We start from the raw sequence: 25,926 nt of genomic DNA, 5'->3' as shown, positions 1-25,926 counted from the left end.
GTACCAGACAGTTTGGGTGTCGAGGGCCAAGGAGCAACCATGAAGATCCGTTTCAGTGAGCAGGACGAGCGCTTCCGCCAGGAAGTCAGCGCCTGGCTGGCCGCCAACCTGCAAGGCGAATTCGAGGCCCTGCGCTTTCGCGGTGGGCCCGGTGACGAACACATGTTCCCCGAGGCGCGCAAGGCTTGGGAGCGCAAGCTCGCCGAGGGCGGCTGGACCTGCGTGGGCTGGGCACGCGAGCACGGTGGCCGTGGCCTGTCCATCAGCCAGCAGGTGATCTTCCACGAGGAATACGCCCGCGCCGGCGGCCCCGGGCGCATGGGCCATATCGGCGAAGGCCTGGCCGGGCCGACCATCGCCGCCTTTGGCAGCGAGGAACAAAAGCAGCGCTTCCTGCCGGGCATCCGCGCGGGCACCACGTTCTGGTGCCAGGGCTATTCGGAGCCGGGCGCAGGCTCCGACCTGGCGGCGGTGAAGACCCGCGCCGCCCAGGCCGCCAACGGCGACTGGCGGATCAACGGCCAGAAGGTCTGGACCTCGCTGGCCCATGAATCGGACTGGTGCTTCGTGCTGGCCCGCACCGAGCCGGGCAGCATCGGCCACCATGGCCTGTCGTTCCTGCTGGTGCCAATGGACCAGCCAGGGGTCAGTGTGCGGCCGATCGAGCAACTGACCGGCACCTCGGAGTTCAACGAGGTGTTCTTCGACGATGCCCGCACCGAGGCGGCCAACATCGTCGGCCAGCCGGGCGAGGGCTGGAAGATCGCCATGGCCTTGCTCGGTTTCGAGCGGGGCGTGTCCACCCTGGGCCAGCAGATGCAGTTCCAGAACGAGCTGGACGAGGTGATCGCCTGTGCCCGGCGCAACGGCGCCGACCGCGACCCGCAGCTGCGCCAGCGCCTGGCCGAGGCCTGGTGCGGCCTGCGCATCCTGCGCTACAACTCGCTGCGCATGCTGTCCGGGCCGCAGGACGGCAGCCTGCGCCGCGAGGCGAGCATCTACAAGCTGTGCTGGTCCACCTGGCACGCCAACCTCGGCAAGCTGGCCATGGACGTGCTCGGCCCCCAGGCCGAACTGCTCGAGGGCACGCCCTACCAGCTCGGCCGTTTGCAGTCGCTGTACCTGTTCAGCCGCGCCGACACCCTGTACGGCGGCAGCAACGAAATCCAACGCAACATCATCGCCGAACGCGCCCTGGGCATGCCCCGGGAGCCGCGTGTGCGTTCCTGACCGAGGAGTCCTTGCATGTCCGTTCCCCCTTATGTTCCCGGCCACGGCCTGCTGCGCGGCAAGTCGGTGCTGATCACCGCCGCGGCTGGTTCCGGTATCGGCTTTTCCGCCGCCCAGCGCGCCGCCGAGGAGGGCTGCCGGGCCCTGATGCTCAGCGATATCCACGAAGGCCGGCTGTTCGATGCGGTGGCGCGCATTCGTGAGGCCACCGGGCTTGAGAGCGTGCATGGGCAGCTGTGCAACGTCACCGACGAAAGCGAGGTGCGCGCGCTGGTGGCCGCCGCCGAGCAGGTGCTGGGCGGGGTCGATGTGCTGATCAACAACGCCGGGCTGGGTGGTTCGCGGGCCTTGGTGGAGATGCCCGACGAGGAATGGCAGCGGGTGCTGGACGTGACCCTCACCGGCACCATGCGCATGACCCGCGCCATGCTCCCGCACATGATGCAGCGCCGCGCCGGGGTGATCGTCAACAACGCCTCGGTGCTCGGTTGGCGGGCGCAGAAGCAGCAGGCCCACTATGCCGCGGCCAAGGCCGGGGTCATGGCCCTGACCCGCTGCGCGGCGGTGGAGGCGGCCGAGCACGGCATCCGCATCAACGCGGTGAGCCCGAGCATTGCCCTGCACGATTTCCTCTCGCGTTCGGCGCCCCAGGCGGTGCTCGAACGGCTGGCCGCGAACGAGGCGTTCGGCCGTGCCGCCGAGGTTTGGGAGGTGGCCAACGTGATGATGTTCCTGGCCAGTGACTACAGCTCGTACATGACCGGCGAAGTGCTGTCGGTCTCCAGCCAGAGGGCCTGAACATGCCACGCATTTTCGACACGCCCCAGGCGCTGCATGCGGCGGTGGGGCAGGCGCTGGGCGAGAGCGACTGGTTGCAGGTGGACCAGGCGCGTATCGACCTGTTCGCCGAGGCCAGTGGTGACCATCAATGGATTCACGTCGACCCTGTGCGTGCGGCCCAGGGGCCGTTCGGCGCCTGCATCGCCCACGGCTACCTGAGCCTGGCGCTGGTCAACCTGTTCCTGCCACAGATCATCGAGGTGCGCGGCATCGCCATGGGCGTCAACTACGGCTGCGAGCGGGTGCGCTTCCCGTCGGTGCTGCGGGTGGGCGCGCGGGTGCGCGGCAGCGCGGTGCTGGTGGCGACCGAGGCAGTGGGCGACGCCGTGCAGGCGCAGATCCGCGTGACCGTGGACATCGAAGGCCAGGCGCGCCCTGCGTGCGTGGTCGACACCCTCAGCCGTTACTACCCGGCGTGATACGCCGCTCAAGGAGTGCAGCATGAACGAAGCAGTCATCGTGGCCACGGCGCGCACGCCGATCGGCAAGGCCTTCCGTGGCGCCTACAACGACACCGAGGCACCGACCCTGGGCGGCCATGTGGTGGCCGAGGCCCTGCGCCGCGCGGGTGTCGCCCCGGGCGAGGTGGACGATGTGATCATTGGCGCCGCCGCCCAGCAGGGCACCCAGGCCTACAACCTCGGACGTCTGTGCGCCACGGCCGCCGGGCTGCCGGCGCAGGTCGCCGGCATGGCGGTGGAGCGCCAGTGCGCCTCGGGGCTGATGAGTATCGCCATCGCCGCCAAGGGCATTGTCTGCAATGAGCTGGATATCGCCGTGGCCGGTGGCCTGGAGTCGATCTCGCTGGTGCAGAACAAGCACAAGAACACCTACCGCAACCAATCCAGCCAGGTGCTGGCGCACGACCCGCGGGCCTATGTGCCGATGATCGAGACCGCCGAGATCGTCGCCCAGCGCTACGGCATCGGCCGGGAAGAACAGGACGCCTACGCCCTGCAAAGCCAGCTGCGCACCGCCCACGCCCAGCAGGCCGGGTTGTTCGACCTGGAGCTGGCGCCGTTGACCACGCACAAGTTGCTGGTGGACAAGGCCAGCGGTGAAAGCCGCCACGAAGCCGTGACCCTGCTGCGCGACGAGTGCAACCGTGCCGACACCAGCGCCGCCAGCCTGGCCGCCCTGCAGCCGGTGTGGGGCGGCGGGCAATGGACCGGGGCCGGGCGCTTCATCACCGCCGGCAACGCCTCGCAGCTGTCGGACGGCGCCTCGGCCTCGGTGCTGATGAGCGCGCGCCTGGCCGAGCAGCGCGGCCTGCAAGCGCTGGGCATCTATCGCGGCCTGGCGGTGGCCGGCTGCGATGCCGACGAGATGGGGATCGGGCCGGTGTATGCCATCCCCAAGCTGCTCAAGCGCCACGGTTTGAAGCTCGACGACATTGGCCTGTGGGAACTCAACGAGGCGTTTGCCTGCCAGGTGCTGTACTGCCGCGACACGTTGGGTATCGACAACGACCGGCTCAATGTCAACGGCGGCGCCATCGCCATTGGCCACCCGTTCGGCATGTCCGGGGCGCGCATGGTTGGGCACGCCTTGATCGAGGGCAAGCGCCGGGGTGTGCGCTATGTGGTGGTGAGCATGTGCATCGGTGGCGGCATGGGTGCCGCGGCCCTGTTCGAGGTGGCCTGAGATGGGGAGGCCAACGGCGGAGCAGGTACGGGCGATCATGCAGCGCTATGTGGAATTGGTGGATGCCGGGGATATCGACGGCATTTTGCGGCTGTATGCCGAGGACGCCACGGTCGAAGACCCTGTGGGGCAGCCGGCTTTGCGCGGGATGGAGCAGATTGCCGGGTTCTATCGCCAGGGGCTGGGGCAGGCCAAGGTGCGGGCGACGCTCACTGGGCCGGTCTGTGCGACCCAGGCGGGGTGCGGGGCCATGCCGTTTCGCGTCGATATGCAGTGGCAAGGGCAGGATCGCTCGCTGCAGGTGATCGATGTGATGCGGTTTGATGAGCAGGGGTTGATTGTGGAGATGAAGGCTTATTGGGGGTAGAGGATCTGGTGGGGTTCGCCAGGTGCTTGTCGGGGTATTGGGTGAGGGCCGCCAGGTGCTTGTCGGGGTTTTTCTAGCGCCCTCAAGATCGAGCGCCGCCCGCGCGGCGCATCGCTGGCAAGCCAGCTCCCACATCTGTTTCGGGCCAGTTTCTCCTGGTCCATCTCCACTGTCCGCCTTGTTTGTACGACGCGGTTTCTGCTTTGGCGCTGATGCCGCACCACCAGACTTGAGACATGCGCCAAGGCGGACAGTGAAGACCTCACAGGATGCATTGGCCCGAAACAGATGTGGGAGCTGGCTTGCCAGCGATGCGCCGCGCGGGCGGCGCTCGATCTTGAGAGCGCTAAAAACCTATCGACATGCGCTCGATCTTGAGAGCGCTAGAAGCCTATCGACATGCGCTCGATCTCAAGAGCGCTAAAAACCTATCGACCTGCCCCTGGCGCCCGCCATGCGATCCCAACCCAGGCACCTGATCGCCACCCCCCATCAGCGCCCGGCAAAATCCCCATTCTGCGTGCACCCACTCTCGTAATACCCCTTCAAATTCTCACCAATTTCCCGCACCACCTTGTCGAACACCCCGCGCATCAGCCATTCGGCCAACCGCCCGCCACGCAACCGATAGTGCAGGCTGGTGGTCATGCAACTCTGCGCGCCATCCCCCTCCAGCTGGTAATGAAACGCAGCATGGCGAAACGGAAAGGGCGCGCCCGCATCCCCCTTGTGCAGGGTGACCACGAACCCCTCGCCCTCGGTCCAGGCCACCACGCTTTCATCCAGCCACTGCCCACCCTTGCGCATGACCCGGCGGCTGGCCCCGAGCCCGTGCTCGGGCCCGGGGTGCAGGGTGCAGCCGGTCAAACCGGGCACATAGTGCGGCGCCAAGGTGAGGTCGCGCAGCTTGCCCCAGGCTTCGCCCTGGGGCAGGGCGAGGGTCACGCGGTGACGGGCTACCAAGGTCATGGGTGTCTCCTTCAATGGTCGTGCGCTTGAGCAGCATCGAGAAAGGCGGGGCGTTCGCCACCGCCGTGCACCAGCAGGTCGGCGCCGCTGACATAGCGCGCTAGCGGCGAGGCCAGGTACAGGCAGGTGTCGCCGATATCCTCCGGCTCGGCCAGGCGCCCCAGGGGGATGGTCGCGGCCACCTCGGTTTGCTGCTGGGCGTCACCATAATGCAGCTCGGCCTGCTCGGTCAGTATCAGCCCGGCGGTGACCGCGTTGACCCGCACCTTGGGTGCCCATTCCACCGCTAGCGAGCGGGTGAGGTTGAGCAGCCCGGCCTTGGCCGCGCCATAGGCGGCGGTGCCCGGCGAGGGGCGGGTGGCGCTGACGCTGCAGATATTGATGATGCTGCCGCCTTCGGTTTGCCCTTGCATGACGCGGTTGGCCAGCTGGCACAGGTTGAGCGGGGCCAGCAGGTTGAGCCGTACGATCGCCTCGCTGAAGCGCGGCGAGGCACTGGCGGCTTCGGCGTAGGGCGCGCCGCCAGCGTTGTTGACCAGCACATCGAGGCGGCCGAAGTACTTGAGGATGTCGTCCAGCAACCGCTCCAGCTGCGCCAGGTCGCGCACGTCGCAGGGCATGAACAGCGCCTGGCGGCCGTTGCTGCTGGGCAGGCGCTCCGGCACCTGGCGCCCGCAGATCACCACTTGGGCACCGCAGGCCAGGAAGCGCCGTGTGATGCCGCGCCCGACGCCTTTGCCACCGCCGGTGACCAGTACCACTTTGCCGTGAAAATCCAGGGGGTCGTGCATGGGAATACCTGTCGAAGGGGAATCCCGCGAGCCTAGGTGGCGAGGGCTTTTGGGCCTACGTCCGAAAGGACTAGCTGGGAAGAAGGAATGGCTCGCTCGACCCCTGTAGGAGCGGCCTTGTGCCGCGAAAGGGCCGCATAGCGGCCCCAGGTTTTCAACGGCGCAGCTGAATCTGCCGGGGCTGCGTCGCAGCCCTTTCGCGGCACAAGGCCGCTCCTACACAGAAAGCTGTGCTAGTCCTGTCGGACGATGCCGCCCCCGGCCAGCGCTGCGGATACTCCCGCCACACCAACAAGCCGGGAGGTTTCCCATGGGCGCAGCAGCGCAAGGGCACACGGTCAGGCTGGCAAGCGGCCTGCACCTGCATTACCACGACATCGGCAGCGGCGAGCCGGTGGTGTTCATCCATGGCAGCGGCCCGGGGGCCAGCGGGCACAGCAACTTCAAGCGCAACTACCCCGCATTCGCCGAGGCCGGCCACCGGGTGATCGTGCCCGACCTGCCGGGCTATGGCGCCTCGGACAAACCCGAGACCGCCTACACCCTGGACTTTTTCGTCGACGCCTTGCTCGGCCTGCTCGATGCCCTGGATATCCAGCGCTGCGCCCTGGTGGGCAACTCCCTGGGTGGCGCCATCGCCATGGCGATAGCCCTGCGCCAGCCGCAGCGGGTCACACGCCTGGTGCTGATGGCGCCCGGTGGGCTGATGGACAAGGCGCTGTACTACCAGCAGATGGAGGGCATCCAGCGCATGGCCGCCGCCTTCGCCAGTGGCGAACTGCGCGAGGCGGCCGGTATGAAGCGGCTGCTGGCCCTGCAACTGTTCGACCCAGCGCTGATCGATGACGACACCGTCGCCGAACGGGTGGCGGTGGTGGCCGAGCAACCGCCGTGCGTGCTGTCGACCATGGACGTGCCGAACATGGCCGCGCGCCTGGGCGAGCTGAGCTGCCCGATCCTGGTGTTCTGGGGCATGAACGACCGATTCTGCCCGGTGTCCGGCGCCCATACCCTGATGCAGGCCTGCCGGCAGATCCGCTGCGTGCTGCTCAGCGAGTGCGGCCATTGGGTGATGGTCGAGCACCGCGCGCTGTTCGACCGCGAATGCCTGGCATTCCTGGCGGAGGCACGGCCATGAGCGAAGCCTTGCGCCGCCAGCATGGCGACGAGCTGTACCAGGCACTGTGCGAAGGGCGGACCCTGGCGCCGCTGACCGAACGTTGGCCGCAGATCAGCATCGAGGACGCCTACCACGTCTCGCTGCATTGCATCGAGCGGCGAGTGGCTGCGGGCGACCGTATCGTCGGCAAGAAGATCGGTGTCACCTCGGCGGCGGTACAGCGCATGCTCGATGTGCACCAGCCGGACTTCGGCTTCATCACCCAGGCCATGGCCTTCGACGATGGCGCCAGCATCTCGCTGGCCGAACACCGGCTGATCCAGCCCCGCGCCGAGGGCGAGATCGCCTTCGTGCTCAAGCATGACCTGGCAGGCCCGGGGGTGACCGAGGCCGATGTGCTGGCGGCCACCGATTACGTCTGCGCGTGCTTCGAGATCGTCGATTCGCGCATCCACGACTGGCGCATCCGCATCCAGGACACCGTGGCCGACAACGCCTCCTGCGGGGTGTTCGTGCTGGGCCAGAACAGGGTCGACCCGCGCACGCTCGACCTGCCGGCCTTGCACATGCGCGTGCGCAAGAACCACCAGCCGCTGAGCGAAGGCCTGGGCGCGGCGGTGCAGGGCAACCCGCTGACCGCGGTGGCCTGGCTGGCCAACACCCTGGGCGCCTTCGGCATCCCGTTCAAGGCCGGCGAGGTGATCCTGTCCGGCTCGCTGGTGCCGCTGGAGCCGGTGCGCGCCGGCGACCATTTTTCCCTGACCATCGACGGCCTGGGCAGCGCCCAGGTGTCGTTCCGTGCCTGAACGAGGAGCAACGGCCATGCGCCAGAAACTGAAAGCGGCCATTATCGGCCCGGGAAACATCGGCACCGACCTGCTGATGAAAATGCGCCGCTCGGAATGGATCGAGCCGGTGTGGATGGTCGGCGTCGACCCCGAGTCCGAGGGCCTCAAGCGCGCCCGGGCGATGGGGGTGAAGACCACCGCCGAGGGCCTCGACGGCCTGCTGCCCCATGTGCTCGACGACGATATCCGCATCGCCTTCGACGCCACCTCCGCCTATGCCCATGCCCACAACAGCCGCAAGCTCAACGAACTGGGGGTGGTGATGATCGACCTCACCCCGGCGGCCATCGGCCCGTACTGCGTGCCGCCGGTGAACCTCAATGAGCATGCCAGCCGCCTGGCGATGAACCTGAACATGGTCACCTGCGGTGGCCAGGCGACCATCCCCATGGTCGCGGCGGTGTCGCGCATCCAGTCGGTGGCCTATGGCGAGATCGTCGCCACCGTGTCGTCCAGTTCGGTGGGCCCCGGCACCCGGCAGAACATCGACGAGTTCACCCGCACCACGGCCGGGGCGGTGGAGAGTATCGGCCGGGTCCGGCGCGGCAAGGCGATCATCGTCATCAACCCGGCCGAGCCGCCGCTGATGATGCGCGACACCATCCACTGCCTGACCGACGACACCCCCGACCAGGAGGCCATCCGCGCCTCGGTGCTGAGCATGGTCAGGGAGGTGCAGCGCTATGTGCCTGGCTACACCCTGGTCAACGGCCCGGTGTTCGACGGCAACAAGGTGTCGATCTTCATCGAGGTGCAGGGGCTGGGGGACTTCCTGCCCAAGTCTGCCGGCAACCTCGACATCATGACCGCCGCCGGCCTGCGCACCGCCGAGATGTTCGCCGAACAAGCCCACAAGGGCACCCTGCAACTGCCCGCCCGCTGAGGAGCACGACGATGAACCTGCAAGGTAGGAACGTGCTGCTGCACGACATGAGCCTGCGCGATGGCATGCATGCCAAGCGCCACCAGATCAGCCTGCAACAGATGGTGGCGGTGGCCACCGGGCTGGACGCCGCCGGCGTGCCGCTGATCGAGATCACCCATGGCGATGGCCTGGGCGGGGCCTCGCTCAACTACGGCATGCCCGCTCACAGCGACGAGGCCTATTTCAGCGCGGTAATCCCCAAGCTCAAGCAGGCCAAGGTGTCGGCGCTGCTGTTGCCGGGCATCGGCACCCTCGACCACCTGAAGATGGCCCATGAGCATGGGGTGTCGACCCTTCGCGTGGCCACCCACTGCACCGAGGCCGATGTGTCCGGCCAGCATATCGGCATGGCCCGCAAGATGGGCCTGGATACCGTGGGCTTCCTGATGATGGCGCACCGGGTCAGCGCCGAGAAACTGCTGGAGCAGGCGCGCCTGATGCAAAGCTACGGCGCCAACTGCATCTATTGCACCGACTCGGCGGGCTACATGCTGCCGGATGAGGTGCGCGAGAAAATCGGCGCGCTGCGCGAGGGGCTGGAGGCGGATACCGAGGTCGGCTTCCATGGCCACCACAACCTGGGCATGGCGATTGCCAACTCCCTGGCCGCCATCGAGGCCGGTGCGGCGCGTATCGACGGCTCGGTGGCCGGGCTCGGCGCCGGGGCCGGCAACACACCGCTGGAGGTGTTCGTGGCGGTGCTGGAGCGCATGGGCGTGCACAGCGGGGTGGATTTGTACCGGATCATGGATGTCGCCGAAGACCTGGTGGTGCCGATGATGGACCAGCCGATCCGGCTTGACCGCGATGCGCTGACCCTGGGGTATGCGGGGGTGTATAGCTCGTTCCTGCTGTTCGCCAAGCGTGCCGAGCTCAAGTATGGGATCGCGGCAAGGGATTTGCTGGTGGAGCTGGGGCGGCGTGGCACGGTGGGGGGGCAGGAGGACATGATCGAGGATTTGGCGCTGACCCTGTCGCGGGCGCGGGGGGTGTTGCCGACTTGAGTTAAGTGGGGTAGGGCGCTTGGCTGGGGATTGCGTCAGGGCGGGCAGGTGCCTGCCGGTGTTTTTGCAGCGCTCTCCAGATCGAGCGCCGCCCGCGCGGCGCATCGCTGGCAAGCCAGCTCCCACATCTGTTTCGGGCCAATCCATCCTGTGAGGTCTCCACTGTCCGCCTTGGCGCATGCCTCAAGTCTGGTGGGGCGGCATCAGCGCCCACGCTGAAACCGCGTCGTACAAACAAGGCGGACAGTGGAGATGGACCAGGAGTCACTGGCCCGAAACAGATGTGGGAGCTGGCTTGCCAGCGATGCGCCGCGCGGGCGGCGCTCGATCTGGAGGGCGCTGCAAACCTGTCGACGAGCACCTTGCAGCCCTCACTCCTAACCCCTCACCCCAGCGTCGCCACACTCCGCAAGATCAACCTCACCAACATGGTCTGGCGGGTCACCCCGGTCTTGGAAAACGTCGAACGCAAGTGCGCCCGCGAGGTGTTGCGGCTGATACCCAGCTCCTCGCTGGCTTCATCCAGGGTCAGGCCATTGGCCAACAGCATCGCCAGCTGGGTCTCGGCCGGGGTGAAGTCGAACAGCGCCCGGACGATCTCCTGGGGCGCCGAGGATTGCTGCTCGGGGTCGCTGATGAAGATCACCACCGTGGGGCACTGCTTGCCCTCGCTCCAGGTCGCCAGCGGCACCGAACGCACGATCACCCCCAGGTCGGCGCGCCCGGACGGGCGCGACACGCGCATCGCCTCGACCACCGAGGCCAGGTTGCCCTTCTGCGACAACATGGCCTGGCGCACCAGGCGGCGGAACTCCTGGGTGTCGCGGGCGCTGCCCACCTGCAGGCCGTCGTTGACCTGCTTGATGCCGTCCTTCTCCTGCAACAGCTTCTCGGCCACCTGGTTGGTCTGCAGCACCTTGCCGGTTTCGTCGAGGATGATGGTGCCCACCGCCATCTGGTCGACGGCGCCGGCGTAGAGGTTGCGCTCGGTCTCGATGCGGTTGAGCTGCATGTGCAGCTTGATCGAGCGTTCCAGGTGCGGGACGAAGCCGGCCAGCAGGCGTTTCTCGTGCTCGCCGAAGGCCGCGTCGTCGTGCCCGCGACTGATGCGCAGGCGGCACTGGGCGCCGTCGCAGGTGTTGATGTCCACCCCCAGGATATGGAACACGCCCACCGGCTCGAGGAAGTTGCGGAAGAACTCCGACTGCTTCAGCTCACTGTCCGGCAGGTAGTCGGCCAGGGCCACCACTTCGCGGTTGGGCAGCCCGACGAAGGGGTCCATGGCGTAGAAGTGCTTGTTGTAGGAGGCGGTGGCCTCGGTGGAGGTGCCGTTGGTGTTGACCATCAGGCCGTCCACCTGGGTGCTGGGCGGGCGCAGGATGAAGGTGACGTACTTGCTGTGCAGCAGGCCGTTGAGCTGGTTGAGGAAGCTGCCCCAGGGGATGTTTTCGAGCGGGCCCTGGTACAGCTGGCCGACCAGCTCGCTGAAGGCGTCGAGGCTGAGACTCTGCATGGTTGGGTACCGGAATATTCTTATTAGTATGGGCGTCGGCGAGCATAAACGGCGTTCATGCCCGCGCGCAATGTCGGGGTACGAGCCCCGGCGGCGGCCGTTGCCGACCGCGCCGGGCGGTGCCAGGTGCAAGGGGTCAGGCGCGTTCGGTGCTGCGCACGATGTAGCGTTTGCTGTCGTGGGTCTCGCCGGTGACCAGGGCGATATCGGTGTAGAACTGCTCGTACCAGCGGCGCAGCTGGTACACCGGGCCGTCGCCGTCGCACAGCAGCGGGTTGTCGACCCGGGTCTTGCTGTGCCAGATCGCCACGTCCTCGTAGAACGCCGCCTGGGCCTGGGCCACGTAGGCCTTGGCGATGGCCTGGTTCTCGGCTTCGCTCAGGCCGGGGATCTTCTTCACCAGCACGCCATAGCGCAGGGTGAAGCTGTCGAGGTCGATCGGCACGTGGCAGTTGAGCAGGATCGAGTGGATCGGCTGGCCGTTCATGGCGCCGTTCATCTCGGTGATCTGGTAGGCCGGGCCGAAGTAGGTGGCCACGGTGCTCAGCTCGCTGTCACCAGACAGCCGCTCGCTGCGGGCGCGCATGATCTGGGTGGCCATGTGGCCTTCGAAGACATTGCTGAACTCGTCCACCGGTGCCCCGTGCACCGTGCCGAAGTGCGCCATGTCGGCGATGTTGTCGATCAGTTCGCGGCAGTTGGTCTGGATGATCAGCTCGGCGATTTCCCAGCTGGCCCAGCTGTCGTCGTGGCAGGCGTCGATGCGCGGGATGGCCTGCTCGGGCAGCGGCGGGTTGCCCTCGGGGTCGTTCCAGACGAACAGCAGGTGGTTCTGCTGCATGATCGGCCAGCGCTTGATCTTCGCCCGTGGCGGGATGCGCTTGGCGTAGGGGATGTCGTCGCACACGCCGTCGGCGTTCCAGCGCCAGCCGTGGAAGGGGCAGCGGATGGCGTTGCCTTCGACGCAGCCGGTGCTCAGGTCGGCGCCCATGTGCGGGCAGTAGCCGTCGAGGACGTTCAACTCGCCATCCTCGCCCTGGAACGCCACCAGGCGGGTGCCGAACACCTCCAGGCGGTGGGCCTTGCCGTCGCGGTACTGGTCGGCCAGGCCCAGGCAATGCCAGCCCCGGGCGTAGCGGTCCTCCAGCAGTTTGGCTTCGATACGGTGCAGTGTGCTCATCTTGTTGTTCTCCGGTTTTCGAGGGGGCCGCCGGCGATGCCTGGCCACCTCGGTCACAGGTGGCCCGGCCAGCGGATTTGAAGCACTGGGCCGATTCTGCCGCCCGTGACGCTGCGGTCATCGTCTGAACGGACGATGGCCGCCGCTGCCGGGGCCGTTCTACTGGGCAACCATCAGCCACGCTCAGGAGAACAAGATGGCGGGTCGAGTAGCAGTGATCACCGGCGCGGCCAGCGGCATTGGCCGCGGGCTGGCCGAAGAGGGCGCGCGCCAGGGCTTGCGCCTGGTGCTGGCGGATATCGACGAAGCCGCGCTCAGGGCATTGGCGGCGCAGTTGCAGGGGCAGGGCAGCGAGGTGCTGGCCTGCGTCACCGACGTGGCCGACCCGGAGCAGGTGGCGCGTTTGCGCGATGCCGCCGTGGCACGTTTCGCGGGTGTCGACTTGTTGTTCAACAATGCCGGGGTGATGCAGACCGGCTACAGCTGGACCATCGATGCCCGGCAGTGGCAGCGCATGCTGGACATCAACCTCAAGGGCGTGATCAACGGCATTCATGCCTTCATGCCGCTGCTGCTGGAACAGGGGCGCCCGGCCCATGTGGTCAACACCGCCTCGCTGGCCGGGCTGGTCAGCAGCCCGCTGATGGCGCCGTACAACGTGACCAAGCAGGCCGTGGTGGCGCTGTCGGAAACCCTGCATTACGAGCTCGAGCAACTGGGCGCGCAGGTGGCGGTGTCGGTGCTCTGCCCGGGGCCGGTGGCCAGCGCGATCATGGCCTCCGACGCGGTGGCCGAAGGCCCGGCGGCCGCGCTCAACGCGCTGCTCGACGACAGCATTCGCGCCGGCATGGCCCCGCGTGCGCTGGCCGAGCTGGTGTTCCAGGCGGTGGCCGAGAAGCGCTTCTGGATCCTGCCGCACAAGTTCTTCAAGCCGGCGCTGGAGCAGCGCCTGCGCAGCATCCTCGATGAATCCAACCCACGCTTTGTCATGGCCGACGGCCAAGGAGACGCCCATGCCGCTCGATAACCAGCTTGCCGCCGTGCTCCAGGGTTTTGCTGCCCTGGCCGAACCCGACTGGGCCAGCCTCGATGCCCGCCAGTTCCGCCAGCAGGCGGACAACCAGATGCCCCCGCTGGCCGGGGCCGACATGGCCGAGGTGCGCGAACTCGAGGTCGATGGCGCGGCCGGGCCACTGGCGGCGCGGCTGTACCGGCCCGTGGCCCGCCGCGACCTGCCGCTGCTGGTGTTCTTCCATGGTGGCGGCTTCGTCATCGGCAACCTCGACACCCATGACAGCCTGTGCCGCACCCTGGCTCTGGAAACCCAGGCGGTGGTGGTGGCCGTGGCCTATCGCCTGGCACCGGAGGCGCGTTTTCCGGCGCCACCGCAGGACTGCTACGCCGCCACCTGCTGGCTGGTTGCCCAGGCGGAGCAACTCGGCTTCGACGCCAGCCGCCTGGCCGTGGCCGGCGACAGCGCCGGCGGCAACCTGGCCATTGCCGTCAGCCGCCTGGCCCGTGAGCGACGGGCCCCGCTGATTCGCCACCAGTGCCTGTTCTACCCGGTCACCGACGCGGCCTGCGACAGCGCCTCGTACAGCGAATTCGCCGAAGGCTACCTGCTGTCGCGGGCGATGATGGGCTGGTTCTGGCGTCAGTACCTGCCGTCCTCCGAGCAGGTCGACGACCCGCTGGCGTCGCCGTTGCGCGACGACAACCTGGCAGGCCTGCCGACGACCACCGTGCTGACGGCCGAATTCGATCCGCTGCGCGACGAGGGCGAGGCCTTCGCCGAGCGCCTGCGGGCGGCTGGGGTGGCGGTGCGCCTGGAGCGCTGCCAGGGCCTGGTGCATGGTTTCGCCAACCTGGCGCCGTTCGTCGAGGCGGCATCCCGGGCCTTGCTGGGCGCGGCGGCGGATGTGCGGCGGGCGTTGAACTGACGGCAAGCGCCTCGTCCATTCGGACGAGGCGGGCAGGGTGCGGCGCTTCTAGTCTGGCAGCAAACAGCCCCTTGCCCACGCCGAGGAATGGCCATGAAAACAACAAGAATATGCCTTGCCCTGACCGTCTGTGCCTTTGCCGCCGCCTACGTGGCGGCGCTGACACGGCCGTTGCCGATGCCGCTGGTGTATTACTGCCAGCCAGGGTATGTGAATTGCTGGATGCCAGTGCCGGGGGTGATGCGGTTGTTGCCTTGAAAGATGAGCGTGCTCAGGCCTGAGTGTGGTCGTTTCGGCTGAGCAGAGTGAAATTAAACCGAGTTCAAATTGGCATTTGGCCTGTTCAAGCGGGGTCAACGGGACTCGATTCCAACCAGATAATAGGCTTACGCGTACCATTGCACGGTCTGCTTAGTTCATGGCATTCAACCAAGGCGCAGTGGCGCTTCTTGCGTTTAATGTTTTATTGGTAGTAAGTGTTTAGAGCTTTCTGATGGGTTCCAGCATTTTTAAGTTGCCGGGTAGGCTATTGCAATGCGCTTTCAGTGGGGGCGGTTTTTACATGGGGGTTAAAGTAACTCCGAGGCTTCTGAGATTCTTTTTTTAAGGTTGTCGATGTTTTTTGCAGTGCCATGGTAGATGGGGTGCTCCCAGTCATAGTCTTTAATTAGCGCTACATAGAACTGCCCGTTCGAATTAAAGGATGGTCGCCACCCTATATCGAGAATGTAGCCGCCAGGGTATTCGACCTGCAACATGTCTTCTTTCAGGTCATCCAGGCATTGGGTGAGTGGTATGTTTTCATTCAGCTTGAAGTCGTCAAGAGTGATATTGCCATTCTTGATTGGTAGCCGTGTGCCGGTCATTTTGTCAGCCCTATGTACTCAGGTATTGAAGTGGGTTGTCAATGGATGGTGCTCGCTTATACCAAGTCAGGTAGGTAATTCTCAATAGCAGTCTCTTTTTTGAGCTGCACAACACACTCCTGGCTTCCATTAATATATCCTTTAATGTCATGGATCACTCCTAGATAAGTCCATGCATCAAAAAGCAAAACTACGGACAAGCAAGCACTTTACGCATCCAGTCAACGCTCCAAAAAATCTGACATCTTGACCGATAACGCTTCAGCACAAAAATCTATTGCATCAGACAGTCTGTCAAAATCTTTGCGCAAATAAGTTATATATAAATCAGTGGTGTCCTCATATTTATCCGGATAATGATCAAAGCCCACGGTAAAGCCAAAATCAGAAATCCTCAGGAAAAGCTCTTTCTTTATGAGTTCTCCCGCCTCCATATACTCTTCATTAATCCATATGCGCCCCTTATTTCTAAGGCGGGTATTTAGTTCTTTCAAAACATTTACCTCAACCAACCAGGTGTCCTCCTATTTTCGCGGATAGCTAGTGCGGTGTTTGAGGTTTTCAATGGTTGTTTTGCCCTATTTGGTTCTTTCTTGAATGTTCATCGTTGCTGTCTCAATCACACCTTCATTCACATCGCACCACAGTCGCTCCAACATGTGCAGAGGTGCTTTCCGGTTGGCGGCATAAAGTCGAGCGCGCCGCCAAACATGTGCTCGATCTTTTCTCTATGTATGGCATGCTTGATCTATGTATAGGCCTCAAGAGGAAGTATAATAGCCGTGGCTCGCCGGGTTGTAGTTGGCTTGGTGTTTAAGGGCGCTCTTCGACATGGAGTCAAGGGCTGCCAATGAGGCCGTAATTAATGCTCTCAATACGAGCCCAGTCGTAAGAGAATTCTAGTTCGCATTCGTTTTCGAATTTTAGCATCAGTCTCTCTCTGTCATCCATGAGTTGGCTCGAGATTTCTAGGACTAAGTTGCTCCTTCCCCATTTGGAAAATCTCGAAACTTCTATTGTGCCAAATGAAATCTGCATGTGTACAACGTCGTATGTGTTCGGCCATCTTGCAGGCTTTTTTATAGGTTTCTCCTTCGTCATGAACCTAACAGAAACCGATGGGCCATCTTGAGTAAAGGAAATCTCGAGTACTTCGGTGCCGATAAAAGAAGGTATCCCACCATACATGGCTGTTAATGCCTGAGGGTTCATAAGTCTAGTGATGCTCATTATTTTCTGTTCCGACAATTGAAGTAGTAGTGGTCATCCATGCCGTCAATAGAGCCGGTTCTTGGGTTTTCTATAGGCCTAACATTATGATGCGGCGGCTGGTCTCCAATTCCGCCTTCGTCATAATAATGACCGGCAGAGTGATCTTGTATTATGATGTCCTTGCCATTGACTCGATAAGTAAGCTCTCGACTCATTATGGGTTTTTTATTTTTGTCAAGAATTGATTCGCCGTCACGGTTGGTTAATCTGACCATTTTTTGGCTTATCGGCTGCTGACTTTTCGGAATGCCCAGTTGCCGGCGTATTTCCCTCAAGCTTGCTCGTCTTGACAGCCCACATGTGAGGCCTAATGGGTCAATCCAGCTGACCGGATTAGGAGCGTAGAGATGAAGATTTATACCCCCGGCGTAACTGATAGGATCTAGGCTGAGAAACTTCCCTACGGAAGGATCATAGTACCGATGGCGATTGTAATACAGCCCGATCTCATGGTCGTGGTACTGCCCTTGAAAACGAATTGGGTTGCTTAGACTGTGCTGTTTGGCCCAGTCCGAGCGCTCCTCGCGGACTTCACCCCAGGCCTTGTACTGCCCGGCCCAAGCGACATTGCCCTGCTCGTCGGTGAGTTCCATCGGCGTACCGAGATGGTCGCACTGGTACCAGGCAATGGCGTCGAACGCCTGTGGTTTCACTTCTGTGTGCCACAACGGATCCTGATCGAAGTCGTACTCGCGCTGACTCCAATCCGGTCGCTTGTGCAAGCGGATCGGACTTTTGCGCAGAGCTTGGGCGACCGGCACGAAGCTGCCCGGTTCGTACAGGAAATGCACAGTGCGGCCGGTATCGCCTTCGTCGCGTGGCGGTGAGCTTTCCCAGGCCAGGGTGTCGCCGTCCCAGCCGAACAGGGTAAAGCCACAGCCCAGTTCACGTTGGCGCTTGGCCCGTTCCAGCTGGTTCCAACCGGTACCGGCCTCGGGCCGATCCCAGAAGTGCGCCACCGAGTGCTTGTGCAGTCGGCGCCCCAGAGCGTCGTAGCTGTAGTCGACCTTGAGCTTGTCATCGTTGTAGCTGGCCAGGCGGTCGAACAGATCCCAGGTGAAGTGGGCATGGGAACCGTTATGCAAACGGTGGATCAGGTTGCCACGCTCGTCGTACCGGTAATGGGTGCCGGCGTATTCACGCAGCAAGTTGTCCATCAGCTTGTTACGACGCGGATCCGCTTCCAGCGGGCGATTCAGCTCCTGGGCCTTCTGATCCAACAGGTTTCCCGCCGGGTCGAAAGCGAAGGTCTCCACGCCGAGGCGGCTGGTGGCCTGCAACAGACGGCCGACTGGATCGTACTGGTACTCAAGCTGGCCACGGCGGCTGTCGTGGATGTTGGTCAGCTGGCCGCCGGCATCGTAGCGGTACTGGCGCTTGAGCAGCGTGGACTGGCCGTCATGGCTGCCCAGCAGTTGCTCCTGCAAACGCCCAGCCGGGTCCCAGGCCTGGGTTTGCATCAGCTTGTTGCCCTGGTGGCGCACCACCTCGCGGTGCAGGTCATCGCGCTCGTAGGCCAGCATCTCGTGCTGGTCGAGGGTCATGCCGAGCAGGTGGCCGCTGCCATAGGTCAGCCAGCTGACCTTGTGCCCGTCCGGGCGAAGGGTTGTCACCCGCTGGTTGAGTGCGTCGTATTGGTGCTGCCACACCGCGACCATCGGTGTGCCGGTGGCCAGGTAATGCTGGTGCTCGCGGGTCAGATTGCCGGCGTCATCAAAGAACCACTGCAACTGGCTGGCGGCGTTGAGGGCCTGGATCAGCTGGCCATTGCCGTCGTAGGCGAAGGTCTCGGTCTGGTGCTGGTCGCCCAGGCGGGCGGTACGCTCGCTCAAGCGGCCCATGGCGTCGAAGGTCAGTTCGATACGACGTTGGCCGACCTGGGTGCTGGCCAAGCGACCGCTGTACGAGTCGTACTGGTAGCGGGTCACCAGGCCGTCGAAACCGGTTTCTTGCAGCAAGCGGCCGACCGGGTCGTAGAGGAAACTGGCCTTGCTCTCGTTCTCGTTTTCCAACCCGGTCAGGCGGCCGAGCTTGTCCCAGCGGTAGCGCAGGGTGTGCTCGTTGGCATCGACCCGCTCGGTCAGCAGGCCGGCGGCGCTGTAGGCCCAGGTGGTGCAGCGGTCGAGGGCGTCGACATGGGCCAGCAGGCGGCCTTCGGCGTCACGCTCGAAGCGCTCTTCGGTCTTGTCCGGGTGGGTGACCTTGGCCAGTTGCCCGGCCTTGTAGGTGTAGGCGGTCTTGTTGCCGGCGGCATCGGCGAATTCGCTCAGCTGGCCGAGGGCGTCGTACACCCAGCTGCTGGCCTTGCCGGAACAGTCGGTGTATTCGAGCAACTGCCCGGCAGCGTTGTAGGCGAGTTTCTTTTCGTTGCCCAGGGCGTCCTTGATCGCCTTGACCAGGCCGGCCGGGGTGTAGGCGAATTCGGTCTTGTTGCCCAGCGGGTCGGTGGTTTCGACCAGGTTGCCGCGCGCGTCGTACTCGCGCAGCCACAGCCCGCCCTCGGCATCGCGGACCTTGATCAGCTGGTCGTGCTCGTCGTAGGCGTAGTGCACCGCGCTGTGGTCGGCGCGGAGGTGCTGCAGCAGGTTGCTGCGTTCATCGTAGGCGTAGCGGTCCTGGCTGCCGTCGGGGTGGACGTGGCGGATGACGTTCTTGCGCGCATCGCGGAACAGCCATTCCTCGCGGCCGTCCGAGTGGATGAGGCGGTAGGTGTAGCCGAGGGCATCGTAGTAGTGCCAGGTTTCCTGGCCGTGGGCGTCGGTGACGTAGGTCAGGCGGATGTTGGCATCCCAGGCCAGGCGGGTTTCGAAACTGCCGTCGTCGGCCCATTCATGGATGGCCTTGGCCTGCGGGCCGCTGCCGTCCCACTGGAGGTTGATGCCGCGCCCGGTGCGGTCGGTGTAACGGGTGATCAGGTGGTGCTGGTACTGGTAGTGCCAGGCGGCGCCGTGCTCGTCCTGGGCGGCGACCAGGTCGCCGTGGTCGTCGTAGTGGTAGGCGCACAGCTGGCGCAGCGGGGTGCCATCGACCACCTGCCACAGGCCCTGGAGGTGGCCGTTTTCATCGAGCAGGGTGCCCAGTTGCAGGTGCACCTGGGTGGTGTCGTCGTCCTGGTAGGTGTTGATGTCCGACAGCACCGGGCGGCCCTGGTGGCGGTGCTCGTAGTGCAGCATCGCCCCGGCGCCGCTGCGCAGGCGGATATGGGTCAGGTAGAAGCGCTCGCCCTCGCGCTCGTAGGTTTCGAAACGCTCCTGGTCGCGCACCAGGATCAATTGCCGTTCGCCGGTGCGCTTGAGGGTGAGGTATTCGATCGGGTCGTAGTGCCAGGCGCCAACCTTGGGCAGTGGGAAGTCGTGGCTGCGGCCATCGCTGTCGTGCAGCACCAGGCCCTGGTCGCGCACATCGATGCAGGTGGTGAATTCGGTCACCCAGCGGGCGCCCAGGCTGCCGGTATCCAGCGCGGCGAGCCGCGAGTTGTACACCCGCGTCCAGTTGACCGGGAACGGGCCGGGCAGGGCGAAGTCCTGGTGGGCCAGGGTTTCGTCGCCGAGCACATGGCCGATGCTGAATTCGGTGCAGGCGCAGGGGCCGTTCTTGCTCGGCTTGGGCGCCTTGCCGGCCTTGACCTGGCTGCGCACCACCTCGGTCGGGCCTTCGCTGTGGATGTGCCGGGCCTGGTGGGTGACGCCGGGGCGGATGGCCACGGCCATGCCCGGGCGGCGTGGGTTGGCCAGCACAGTGTCGAGCAGGCGGGTCAGCAGCCAGGCGATGCTGTTTTCCAGGCCGGCGCTGCCCAGGGCTTCGAGGCGCCGGGGCACGACCTTGGCCAGGTCATCGAGGGTGCGTACCAGGGGGCGCAGCAGGCCTTCGAGTTCGTCGGCGAAGTGGCTGGCAACGCTGTTGTAGCCATCCTTGAGGCTGCCTTCGGCGGCATTGGCCAGGGCCGACAGGGCCAGGCGCCAGGCGTCGGTGTCCAGGGCCGAGTCGTACAGCGCCACCTGGGCCATCTGGGCGCGGGATAAACGATGGCTGCTGGCGGCATCGAGGTCGCCGCGGGCGGCGGCGTCGAGGGTCCTGGCCAGGCCGTTGAACAGCAGGCGCGCGGTGTCGGCGGCGGCGCTGAGCATGGCCGGCAGCTGGGCCAGCGCCTCGCGCACGTACTGCTCCAGGGCGCCGCGGATATTGGCGTGCAGGTGGCCGTCGATGATCTCCAGGATCACCGCACCCATGTTCGCCCCGGGGCGCCGGCGCAGGGTCTGGCGGGTCAGTTGCAGCACCGGGCGCAGCACCGTGCGGGCGCGGGACAGGCCGGGCGGGTAGGGGGTGATGCCGATCAGGTTGATGCCCAGGCTGACCCACAGCAGCGGGTCGGGGGAGGGGCTTTCGACCAGTTCGAGGATATCGATCAGCGCGTCCACGCAGGCCAGGGCGTTGGCCATCGCCGGTACGCTTTCGGCGCTCTGGCGCAGCAGCTGGAGGTCGACCAGGCCGTAGCTGATCTCGCGCAGCCAGGTGTCGACGGAGGCTGCAGCAGCGCCGAGGTCTTCGCTCAGCAGGGTTTCGAGAGGGGCAATGGCGACTTGGATCTCACGCTCGCTGGGCGTGGATCCGGAGGGGGCAGCAGACATCGTGCAAGAGCCTTCCTAGGCAAGGGCGCAGGGCCCGGGTGATCCGTGAGGGCGGCATGATACGCGGCTGCGGGTGGCCCGGCCATGAGGGATAGTGCTGAGGGGGTTGCAGGATTTATCGGGGAAAGCCCGATGGGGCGTACGCTGGGTAAGGGGGGAGGTGCTTGAGCGGCGAACACCGGCAACGCCGGTGCCCGCCACCGCAGCCCGACCGGGCTTGGCGGGTTGCTTTATCAGCGACGGTAGTAGCGGTGGTCATTTTCATAGCGGTAGTGCATCGCCCGGTCATGATGGCGTTCCCAGTCCCGGCGGCGCTCCGCTTCGCGGCGGTAGTAGTCCCGGCGCATCTGCTCGCGGCGCCATTGTTCGCGGCGCCAGTCGTCGCGGCGGTCATGCCAGCGGCCGTCGCGCCAGTAACGGTCGTCATGGGCGAGCAGGGTCGCGGGCTGGTCGGCGGTCATGCCGGCCAGGTTCGGCCAGGGGGCCTCGGCTGCCGGGGCAGGGGCCTGGGCGAGGGCTGGGTCGGCGGTCTTCATCTGTGCGGCCGATGCCGAGCCGGCAGCCGCGAATGCGACCAGACCGAGGAGCAGCAAGCGTGGAAGATGCATGTTCATGGTGAAGACAACCTCTGATTGGCAGTTGAACCTGTGGCCAGCTGGTGCGGGACTGTCGAAGCCCGCTCAAGCAGATAGACCGGCAAACGGCCAAAAGTTCTGTAAAGGTTCTGTCAAATTAGTCAGTTGTTTCAGCGTGTTACGGCTGCGGGTGGTCAAAGTGGCTGAAGACTGGATTGTCGCGCTGGCAATGGAATTTCTACTGGCTTGGCTTCCCTGGGCGAGCCGGTCGGTTTAGCCTCGACTGCGTCATCCCGCACAGAAGCCTTGCCATGCCCGCTGCCTTCCCTTCGCTGCCCTCGCTCAATGCCCTGCGCATGTTCGAGGTGGTCGCGCGCCACCTGAACTTTCGCCTCGCCGCCGAGGAACTGGGGGTCACCCAGGCCGCCGTGGCCCAGCAGATTCGTGGCCTGGAAGCGGGCTTGAATATTCGCCTGTTCGAGCGCCTGCCACGTGGCCTGGGGCTGACCGATGCCGGGCGCGGCTACAGTGCCAGCGTGCGCGACGCCCTGGCGATGATCGACGAGGCCACCCGCCTGCTGCGCCCGGCGCCGTCGCAGCTGACGGTCAGCGTTACCCCGACGTTCGCCGCCAAATGGCTGATCCCCAGGCTCGGCCATTTCGCCGAGGGGCAGCCGGGCATCGACCTGCGCCTGCTGGCCACCGACCGCTTGTCGCACTTTCACACCGATGGCGTCGACCTGGCCGTGCGTCACGGCCTGCCGCCATTCGGCCCTGGGTTGAACAGCGAGCTGTTGATGGAGCAGCGGGTGGTGGCGGTGGCCAGCCCTGCGCTGTTGGCGGGCAAGGGCGCGCCAGACAGCTTCGAAGCCTTGCAGGGGTATGTGGCGCTGCACGATGCCCATGACTACTGGCCGGCGTTCAATACCGCGTTGTTTCCGGGGCATGGGCCGGGGACGGCGCGCAACTTGCGCTTCAACCAGACCTCCCTGGCCATCGAGGCCGCCGTGGGCGGGCAGGGCATCGCGTTGGCCGAGCAGGCCTTCGTCGCCCACGACATCGCTGCGGGCCGCCTGGTGCAGGTATTCCCCTTGCAGTTGCGGCTGGACAAGGCGTTCTACCTGGTGTGGCCACGCCGGGCCAGGCAACCGGCTGGGCTGGCGGTGGTCAAGGCCTGGTTGAAACAGCAGGCAGCCGATAGTTGAGCTACTGGCTCGGCGATGCGCGGCTGTCTCCCTCGAGAGGCAGCGCGCTGCTAGGGTGAATGAACTTGCAACAGCAGGGCTCATATTCCCCAGGAGGCAGCATGTCAGTAGAGAAAGTGGCAATCATCACCGCCGGTGGCAGCGGCATGGGCGCGGCTGCGGCCCGGCGGCTGGCCGCCGAGGGCTTCAAGGTTGGCATCCTGTCGTCGTCGGGCAAGGGCGAGGCGTTGGCCGCCGAGCTGGGCGGTATTGGCGTGACCGGCAGCAACCAGTCGGTCGACGACCTGCAACGCCTGGTCGACGCGGTGATGGCCAAGTGGGGGCGGGTGGATGTGCTGGTCAACAGCGCCGGCCACGGCCCGCGCGCACCGATACTGGAGATCACTGACGAAGACTGGCACAAGGGCATGGAAGTGTACCTGCTCAACGTCATCCGCCCGGCGCGGCTGGTGACGCCGATCATGCAGCGCCAGCAGGGCGGGGTGATCATCAACATCTCTACCGCCTGGGCCTTCGAACCCAGCGACATGTTCCCCACTTCGGCGGTGTTCCGCTCGGGCCTGGCGGCGTTCAGCAAGGTCTTCGCCGACACCTACGCCGCCGACAACGTGCGCATCAACAATGTGCTGCCGGGCTGGATCGACAGCCTGCCGGCCACCGAGCAGCGCCGGGCCATGGTGCCGCTCAAGCGCTATGGCACGAGCGAGGAGATCGCTGCGACCATCGCCTTCCTGGCCAGTGACGGTGCGGCCTATATCACGGGGCAGAACATCAAGGTCGATGGGGGGTTGACCCGCAGCATCTGAAACCCTGTGGCCGCCATAGGCGGCCGCCGGAAAGCGCAGCGGCGGCTTAGGGCGTGTACGAGCATGATGCCCCCTAGGGGGCACAACGCTTCAGGAGAGGGGGCGTTTGTGCTGCTTGAGCGAGCGCCCCGCATAAGCAGAGGTTTCGACACGGGAGAAGGCCGCCACGGCCTCCTGGGTGAGGAAACTGTCGAACTGTGGCGAGCCCCGCAGGCGTGCCAGCTTTTCGTCGGCTATGGCTTTGAAGTGGGCGACGGTTGCGTCAAATTCGTTGGTGTGGGTGGTCATCGGATGTCCTTCTGATTGAGGGCAGTGCAGCCATCGGCCAAGTCGTAGGCAAAGGCCGATACCGCCTCGCGTCGATTTCGCCGATGTGAAGCAACTTGGCCAGCAGTGGGTTGTTCCGCTCGATTTTCAGTCGGACCTGCCCGCGGGCAGCCTGTTTGAATCCGGCCAGCTCGGCCAGTCGTCGATCCTCCATGTCATACCCATTGTCGGTACTCACTGAGGTCAGACGAGGGTAATGGGGCTCGGGCTCGGATAGGCCCGTGAGTCCAGAGGTTGAAACGCTGTAGGACCGATCCGAGCAGTTGTCTCAGCCCTTGGCCGGCCGGGTCAGCGCATCCACCAGCAGCACCAGCGCGCCGGCCATGATGGCGATATCCGCCAAGTTGAACACTCCGGTATGCAGCGAGCCGATGTTGAGCACCAGGTAATCCACGACGTGTCCGTCGCGAAACACTCGGTCGATCAGGTTCGACAGGCCGCCCACGGCGATGAACCAGGCGGCGCTGGCCTTGACCGGTGCCGTCTGCCACTGTTTGAACGCCCAGACGCTGGCCCAGCAGCACACGACGCCGACCAACACCACGAAGACCAACAGCTTCAAACCTGCCGACAGGCCCGCGCCCAGGCTGAGGAAGGCACCGGGGTTCAGGCTCAGGGCCAGGTCCAGCCAGATGTTCTGGTTGCCCAGGACGTAGCTGTGGTTGTTCAGGGCGACCAGGGCGATGAGTTTCACCCACTGGTCGATGATGATGAAGGCCAGGCCCAGGACAAGGACGAAGGTACGGCTGGTGAACATGGTGGCAATTCCTTTGCTGCGCGGGGCAGCCGTCCGGTATTGGCGGCTGTGGCGGCAGCGCGGCGAAGATAGCGCAGGCGGGTCTAGACTTAAAGCCCGGGCCGGCGCGGCTGCTGGCCTAACATCGACTCGACCACCGCCCTCGGAGCGGATACCGCCGACGGTGGCCTTCTGAGTAGAGGAGGTCAGGTCATGGACGAGGCAAGGCTTCATGAGTTCATGGGCAAGCTGGTAGGCGACATGGGGGCTGCGGCAACCCTGGCCAACGTCGTGCTGGGCGATGAGCTGGGGCTGTACCGGGCCATGGCGGACAGCCAGCCGGTCACCCCCGAGGTGCTTGCCGAGCGCACCGGTTGCCAGGCCCGGCTAGTGCGCGAATGGCTCAATGGCCAGGCTGCGGCGGGTTACGTGGTGCACGATCACGGCAATTTCACCCTCCCCGAAGAGCAAGCCATGACCCTGGCGCTGGAAGACTCGCCGGCCTACATGGCGGGCGGCGCGGCGGTGCTGGCGGCGCTGTTCCACGACAAGGACAAGTTGGTCAAGGCCATGCGCGGCGATGGCGCCCTGGCCTGGGGCGATCATCATCCGTGCATGTTCAGTGGCACCGAGCGGTTCTTCCGTCCGGGCTATCGCACCTTCCTGGTGGCGGACTGGTTGCCAGCGCTGGACGGGGTGGTGGCCAAGCTGCAGGCCGGTGCGCAGGTGGCGGATGTCGGTTGCGGCCATGGCGCCTCGACCATCGTCATGGCCCAGGCGTTTCCCCAGTCGCATTTTGTCGGCTACGACTATCACGCGCCTTCGGTGGTCACCGCCACCGAACGGGCACGGGACGCTGGTGTGGGCGGTCAGGTGAGCTTCCAGCAGGCGTCGGCCAAGGATTACCCCGGCCATGATCTGGACCTGGTGTGCTTCTTCGATTGCCTGCACGACATGGGCGACCCGGTTGGCGCGGCGCGGCATGCCTACAAGGCGCTGAAGGCCGATGGCACGGTGATGCTGGTCGAGCCGTTCGCCGAGGACTCGCTCGACGCCAACATCAACCCGGTGGGGCGGTTGTTCTATGCAGCGTCGACGTTCATTTGCACGCCCGATTCGCTGTCGCAGGAGGTCGGGCTG

26 protein-coding genes are annotated in these 25,926 nt (G+C 65.0%); 15 read left to right on the top strand and 11 right to left on the bottom strand.

Going from position 1 to position 25,926, the window contains the following annotated elements; genetic code table 11:
* Positions 1–39 precede the first annotated feature (39 nt).
* From IX761_RS14875 to IX761_RS14855, 5 genes are read left to right on the top strand one after another with little or no spacing between them, the layout of a single operon-like run.
* Entirely contained in the window at positions 40–1,230 is a 1,191-nt protein-coding gene (locus IX761_RS14875) for an acyl-CoA dehydrogenase family protein (protein ID WP_194790329.1), read from the top strand.
* A gap of 15 nt (positions 1,231–1,245) precedes the next feature.
* Positions 1,246–2,028, top strand: a complete 783-nt coding sequence (locus IX761_RS14870) for an SDR family oxidoreductase (protein WP_194790328.1) — start codon at positions 1,246–1,248, stop codon at positions 2,026–2,028.
* A 2-nt stretch (positions 2,029–2,030) separates the two neighbouring features.
* Complete coding sequence (locus IX761_RS14865) at positions 2,031–2,489, top strand: MaoC family dehydratase (protein WP_194790327.1); 459 nt, start codon at positions 2,031–2,033, stop codon at positions 2,487–2,489.
* Between the two features lie 22 nt (positions 2,490–2,511).
* Positions 2,512–3,714: an acetyl-CoA C-acyltransferase gene (locus IX761_RS14860; protein ID WP_194790326.1), complete on the top strand. Its 1,203-nt coding sequence runs from the start codon at positions 2,512–2,514 to the stop codon at positions 3,712–3,714.
* Position 3,715: 1 nt separating this feature from the next.
* Complete coding sequence (locus IX761_RS14855) at positions 3,716–4,081, top strand: steroid Delta-isomerase (protein WP_194790325.1); 366 nt, start codon at positions 3,716–3,718, stop codon at positions 4,079–4,081.
* Between the two features lie 492 nt (positions 4,082–4,573).
* Here the strand turns inward: IX761_RS14855 and IX761_RS14850 are convergent, their stop codons facing one another.
* Positions 4,574–5,050: an SRPBCC family protein gene (locus IX761_RS14850; protein ID WP_194790324.1), complete on the bottom strand. Its 477-nt coding sequence runs from the start codon at positions 5,048–5,050 to the stop codon at positions 4,574–4,576.
* Positions 5,051–5,061: 11 nt separating this feature from the next.
* Positions 5,062–5,841 (bottom strand): SDR family oxidoreductase, encoded by a 780-nt coding sequence (locus IX761_RS14845; RefSeq protein ID WP_194790323.1) that lies wholly within the window; start codon positions 5,839–5,841, stop codon positions 5,062–5,064.
* Positions 5,842–6,151: 310 nt separating this feature from the next.
* Here IX761_RS14845 and IX761_RS14840 point away from each other — a divergent pair, with 310 nt between their 5' ends.
* Genes IX761_RS14840 through dmpG form a run of 4 tightly spaced genes read left to right on the top strand, consistent with a single transcriptional unit; the run spans position 6,152 to position 9,738 of the window.
* A complete protein-coding gene (locus tag IX761_RS14840; protein WP_194790322.1) occupies positions 6,152–6,979 on the top strand; it encodes an alpha/beta fold hydrolase in 828 nt (275 codons plus the stop codon).
* Positions 6,976–7,767: a fumarylacetoacetate hydrolase family protein gene (locus IX761_RS14835; protein WP_194790321.1), complete on the top strand. Its 792-nt coding sequence runs from the start codon at positions 6,976–6,978 to the stop codon at positions 7,765–7,767. Before IX761_RS14840 ends, IX761_RS14835 begins: the two co-directional genes overlap by 4 nt.
* A 16-nt stretch (positions 7,768–7,783) precedes the next feature.
* Positions 7,784–8,692 (top strand): acetaldehyde dehydrogenase (acetylating), encoded by a 909-nt coding sequence (locus IX761_RS14830; protein WP_194790320.1) that lies wholly within the window; start codon positions 7,784–7,786, stop codon positions 8,690–8,692.
* Positions 8,693–8,703: 11 nt separating this feature from the next.
* Positions 8,704–9,738, top strand: a complete 1,035-nt coding sequence (gene dmpG, locus IX761_RS14825) for a 4-hydroxy-2-oxovalerate aldolase (protein WP_194790319.1) — start codon at positions 8,704–8,706, stop codon at positions 9,736–9,738.
* A gap of 385 nt (positions 9,739–10,123) precedes the next feature.
* On the opposite strand, the gene IX761_RS14820 is transcribed toward dmpG, so the two are convergent.
* Together IX761_RS14820 and IX761_RS14815 are read right to left on the bottom strand one after the other, a co-directional pair.
* Positions 10,124–11,251, bottom strand: a complete 1,128-nt coding sequence (locus IX761_RS14820) for a helix-turn-helix transcriptional regulator (protein WP_194790318.1) — start codon at positions 11,249–11,251, stop codon at positions 10,124–10,126.
* A 136-nt stretch (positions 11,252–11,387) separates the two neighbouring features.
* A complete protein-coding gene (locus IX761_RS14815; RefSeq protein WP_194790317.1) occupies positions 11,388–12,431 on the bottom strand; it encodes a Rieske 2Fe-2S domain-containing protein in 1,044 nt (347 codons plus the stop codon).
* 196 nt (positions 12,432–12,627) lie between these two features.
* Here IX761_RS14815 and IX761_RS14810 point away from each other — a divergent pair, with 196 nt between their 5' ends.
* From IX761_RS14810 to IX761_RS14800, 3 genes are all read left to right on the top strand, one after another.
* Positions 12,628–13,458, top strand: a complete 831-nt coding sequence (locus tag IX761_RS14810; protein WP_194790316.1) for an SDR family NAD(P)-dependent oxidoreductase — start codon at positions 12,628–12,630, stop codon at positions 13,456–13,458.
* Positions 13,445–14,371: an alpha/beta hydrolase gene (locus tag IX761_RS14805; RefSeq protein WP_194790315.1), complete on the top strand. Its 927-nt coding sequence runs from the start codon at positions 13,445–13,447 to the stop codon at positions 14,369–14,371. The genes IX761_RS14810 and IX761_RS14805 overlap by 14 nt, the downstream gene beginning before the upstream one ends.
* Before the next feature lie 93 nt (positions 14,372–14,464).
* A complete protein-coding gene (locus IX761_RS14800; RefSeq protein ID WP_194790314.1) occupies positions 14,465–14,629 on the top strand; it encodes a hypothetical protein in 165 nt (54 codons plus the stop codon).
* A gap of 311 nt (positions 14,630–14,940) precedes the next feature.
* Here the strand turns inward: IX761_RS14800 and IX761_RS14795 are convergent, their stop codons facing one another.
* The 5 genes from IX761_RS14795 to IX761_RS14775 form a co-directional block, all read right to left on the bottom strand.
* A complete protein-coding gene (locus IX761_RS14795) occupies positions 14,941–15,237 on the bottom strand; it encodes a hypothetical protein (protein WP_194790313.1) in 297 nt (98 codons plus the stop codon).
* Positions 15,238–15,458: 221 nt separating this feature from the next.
* Positions 15,459–15,749, bottom strand: a complete 291-nt coding sequence (locus tag IX761_RS14790; RefSeq protein WP_194790312.1) for a hypothetical protein — start codon at positions 15,747–15,749, stop codon at positions 15,459–15,461.
* A gap of 325 nt (positions 15,750–16,074) precedes the next feature.
* Positions 16,075–16,467: an Imm50 family immunity protein gene (locus IX761_RS14785; protein ID WP_194790311.1), complete on the bottom strand. Its 393-nt coding sequence runs from the start codon at positions 16,465–16,467 to the stop codon at positions 16,075–16,077.
* Positions 16,467–21,137, bottom strand: a complete 4,671-nt coding sequence (locus IX761_RS14780) for an RHS repeat-associated core domain-containing protein (protein ID WP_194790310.1) — start codon at positions 21,135–21,137, stop codon at positions 16,467–16,469. Before IX761_RS14780 ends, IX761_RS14785 begins: the two co-directional genes overlap by 1 nt.
* A gap of 233 nt (positions 21,138–21,370) precedes the next feature.
* Positions 21,371–21,751 (bottom strand): hypothetical protein, encoded by a 381-nt coding sequence (locus IX761_RS14775; RefSeq protein ID WP_194790309.1) that lies wholly within the window; start codon positions 21,749–21,751, stop codon positions 21,371–21,373.
* Positions 21,752–22,023: 272 nt separating this feature from the next.
* On the opposite strand from IX761_RS14775, the gene IX761_RS14770 reads away from it, so the two are divergent.
* Together IX761_RS14770 and IX761_RS14765 are read left to right on the top strand one after the other, a co-directional pair.
* Entirely contained in the window at positions 22,024–22,917 is an 894-nt protein-coding gene (locus IX761_RS14770; protein WP_194790308.1) for a LysR substrate-binding domain-containing protein, read from the top strand.
* Positions 22,918–23,018: 101 nt separating this feature from the next.
* The gene (locus IX761_RS14765) at positions 23,019–23,723 is read left to right on the top strand and encodes an SDR family oxidoreductase (protein WP_194790307.1); all 705 of its coding nucleotides are present in this window, start codon (positions 23,019–23,021) and stop codon (positions 23,721–23,723) included.
* Between the two features lie 90 nt (positions 23,724–23,813).
* Here the strand turns inward: IX761_RS14765 and IX761_RS14760 are convergent, their stop codons facing one another.
* Together IX761_RS14760 and IX761_RS14755 are read right to left on the bottom strand one after the other, a co-directional pair.
* Positions 23,814–24,011 carry a hypothetical protein gene (locus tag IX761_RS14760; protein WP_194790306.1) on the bottom strand — a complete coding sequence of 66 codons (198 nt, stop codon included), beginning with the start codon at positions 24,009–24,011 and terminating at the stop codon, positions 23,814–23,816.
* A gap of 307 nt (positions 24,012–24,318) precedes the next feature.
* Complete coding sequence (locus tag IX761_RS14755) at positions 24,319–24,807, bottom strand: signal peptidase II (RefSeq protein WP_194790305.1); 489 nt, start codon at positions 24,805–24,807, stop codon at positions 24,319–24,321.
* A gap of 192 nt (positions 24,808–24,999) precedes the next feature.
* Between IX761_RS14755 and IX761_RS14750 the strand changes: the two genes are divergently transcribed.
* Positions 25,000–25,926, top strand: a 927-nt coding sequence (locus IX761_RS14750; RefSeq protein WP_194790304.1) for a class I SAM-dependent methyltransferase, incomplete at its 3' end; no start/stop codon positions are given.

Origin of the sequence: Pseudomonas sp. UFMG81, from assembly GCF_015354575.1 — a bacterium.
In the GTDB taxonomy this organism is placed as follows: domain Bacteria; phylum Pseudomonadota; class Gammaproteobacteria; order Pseudomonadales; family Pseudomonadaceae; genus Aquipseudomonas.
This window is presented reverse-complemented; position numbering and strand designations above follow the sequence as displayed.

Bases quoted from the DNA above. Each gene is read 5' to 3' on its own strand.
- IX761_RS14875 (WP_194790329.1), top strand. From the start codon at position 40: ATGAAGATCCGTTTCAGTGAGCAGGACGAGCGCTTCCGCCAGGAAGTC.
- IX761_RS14870 (WP_194790328.1), top strand. From the start codon at position 1,246: ATGTCCGTTCCCCCTTATGTTCCCGGCCACGGCCTGCTGCGCGGCAAG.
- IX761_RS14865 (WP_194790327.1), top strand. From the start codon at position 2,031: ATGCCACGCATTTTCGACACGCCCCAGGCGCTGCATGCGGCGGTGGGG.
- IX761_RS14860 (WP_194790326.1), top strand. From the start codon at position 2,512: ATGAACGAAGCAGTCATCGTGGCCACGGCGCGCACGCCGATCGGCAAG.
- IX761_RS14855 (WP_194790325.1), top strand. From the start codon at position 3,716: ATGGGGAGGCCAACGGCGGAGCAGGTACGGGCGATCATGCAGCGCTAT.
- IX761_RS14850 (WP_194790324.1), bottom strand. From the start codon at position 5,050: ATGACCTTGGTAGCCCGTCACCGCGTGACCCTCGCCCTGCCCCAGGGC.
- IX761_RS14845 (WP_194790323.1), bottom strand. From the start codon at position 5,841: ATGCACGACCCCCTGGATTTTCACGGCAAAGTGGTACTGGTCACCGGC.
- IX761_RS14840 (WP_194790322.1), top strand. From the start codon at position 6,152: ATGGGCGCAGCAGCGCAAGGGCACACGGTCAGGCTGGCAAGCGGCCTG.
- IX761_RS14835 (WP_194790321.1), top strand. From the start codon at position 6,976: ATGAGCGAAGCCTTGCGCCGCCAGCATGGCGACGAGCTGTACCAGGCA.
- IX761_RS14830 (WP_194790320.1), top strand. From the start codon at position 7,784: ATGCGCCAGAAACTGAAAGCGGCCATTATCGGCCCGGGAAACATCGGC.
- dmpG (WP_194790319.1), top strand. From the start codon at position 8,704: ATGAACCTGCAAGGTAGGAACGTGCTGCTGCACGACATGAGCCTGCGC.
- IX761_RS14820 (WP_194790318.1), bottom strand. From the start codon at position 11,251: ATGCAGAGTCTCAGCCTCGACGCCTTCAGCGAGCTGGTCGGCCAGCTG.
- IX761_RS14815 (WP_194790317.1), bottom strand. From the start codon at position 12,431: ATGAGCACACTGCACCGTATCGAAGCCAAACTGCTGGAGGACCGCTAC.
- IX761_RS14810 (WP_194790316.1), top strand. From the start codon at position 12,628: ATGGCGGGTCGAGTAGCAGTGATCACCGGCGCGGCCAGCGGCATTGGC.
- IX761_RS14805 (WP_194790315.1), top strand. From the start codon at position 13,445: ATGCCGCTCGATAACCAGCTTGCCGCCGTGCTCCAGGGTTTTGCTGCC.
- IX761_RS14800 (WP_194790314.1), top strand. From the start codon at position 14,465: ATGAAAACAACAAGAATATGCCTTGCCCTGACCGTCTGTGCCTTTGCC.
- IX761_RS14795 (WP_194790313.1), bottom strand. From the start codon at position 15,237: ATGACCGGCACACGGCTACCAATCAAGAATGGCAATATCACTCTTGAC.
- IX761_RS14785 (WP_194790311.1), bottom strand. From the start codon at position 16,467: ATGAGCATCACTAGACTTATGAACCCTCAGGCATTAACAGCCATGTAT.
- IX761_RS14780 (WP_194790310.1), bottom strand. From the start codon at position 21,137: ATGTCTGCTGCCCCCTCCGGATCCACGCCCAGCGAGCGTGAGATCCAA.
- IX761_RS14775 (WP_194790309.1), bottom strand. From the start codon at position 21,751: ATGAACATGCATCTTCCACGCTTGCTGCTCCTCGGTCTGGTCGCATTC.
- IX761_RS14770 (WP_194790308.1), top strand. From the start codon at position 22,024: ATGCCCGCTGCCTTCCCTTCGCTGCCCTCGCTCAATGCCCTGCGCATG.
- IX761_RS14765 (WP_194790307.1), top strand. From the start codon at position 23,019: ATGTCAGTAGAGAAAGTGGCAATCATCACCGCCGGTGGCAGCGGCATG.
- IX761_RS14760 (WP_194790306.1), bottom strand. From the start codon at position 24,011: ATGACCACCCACACCAACGAATTTGACGCAACCGTCGCCCACTTCAAA.
- IX761_RS14755 (WP_194790305.1), bottom strand. From the start codon at position 24,807: ATGTTCACCAGCCGTACCTTCGTCCTTGTCCTGGGCCTGGCCTTCATC.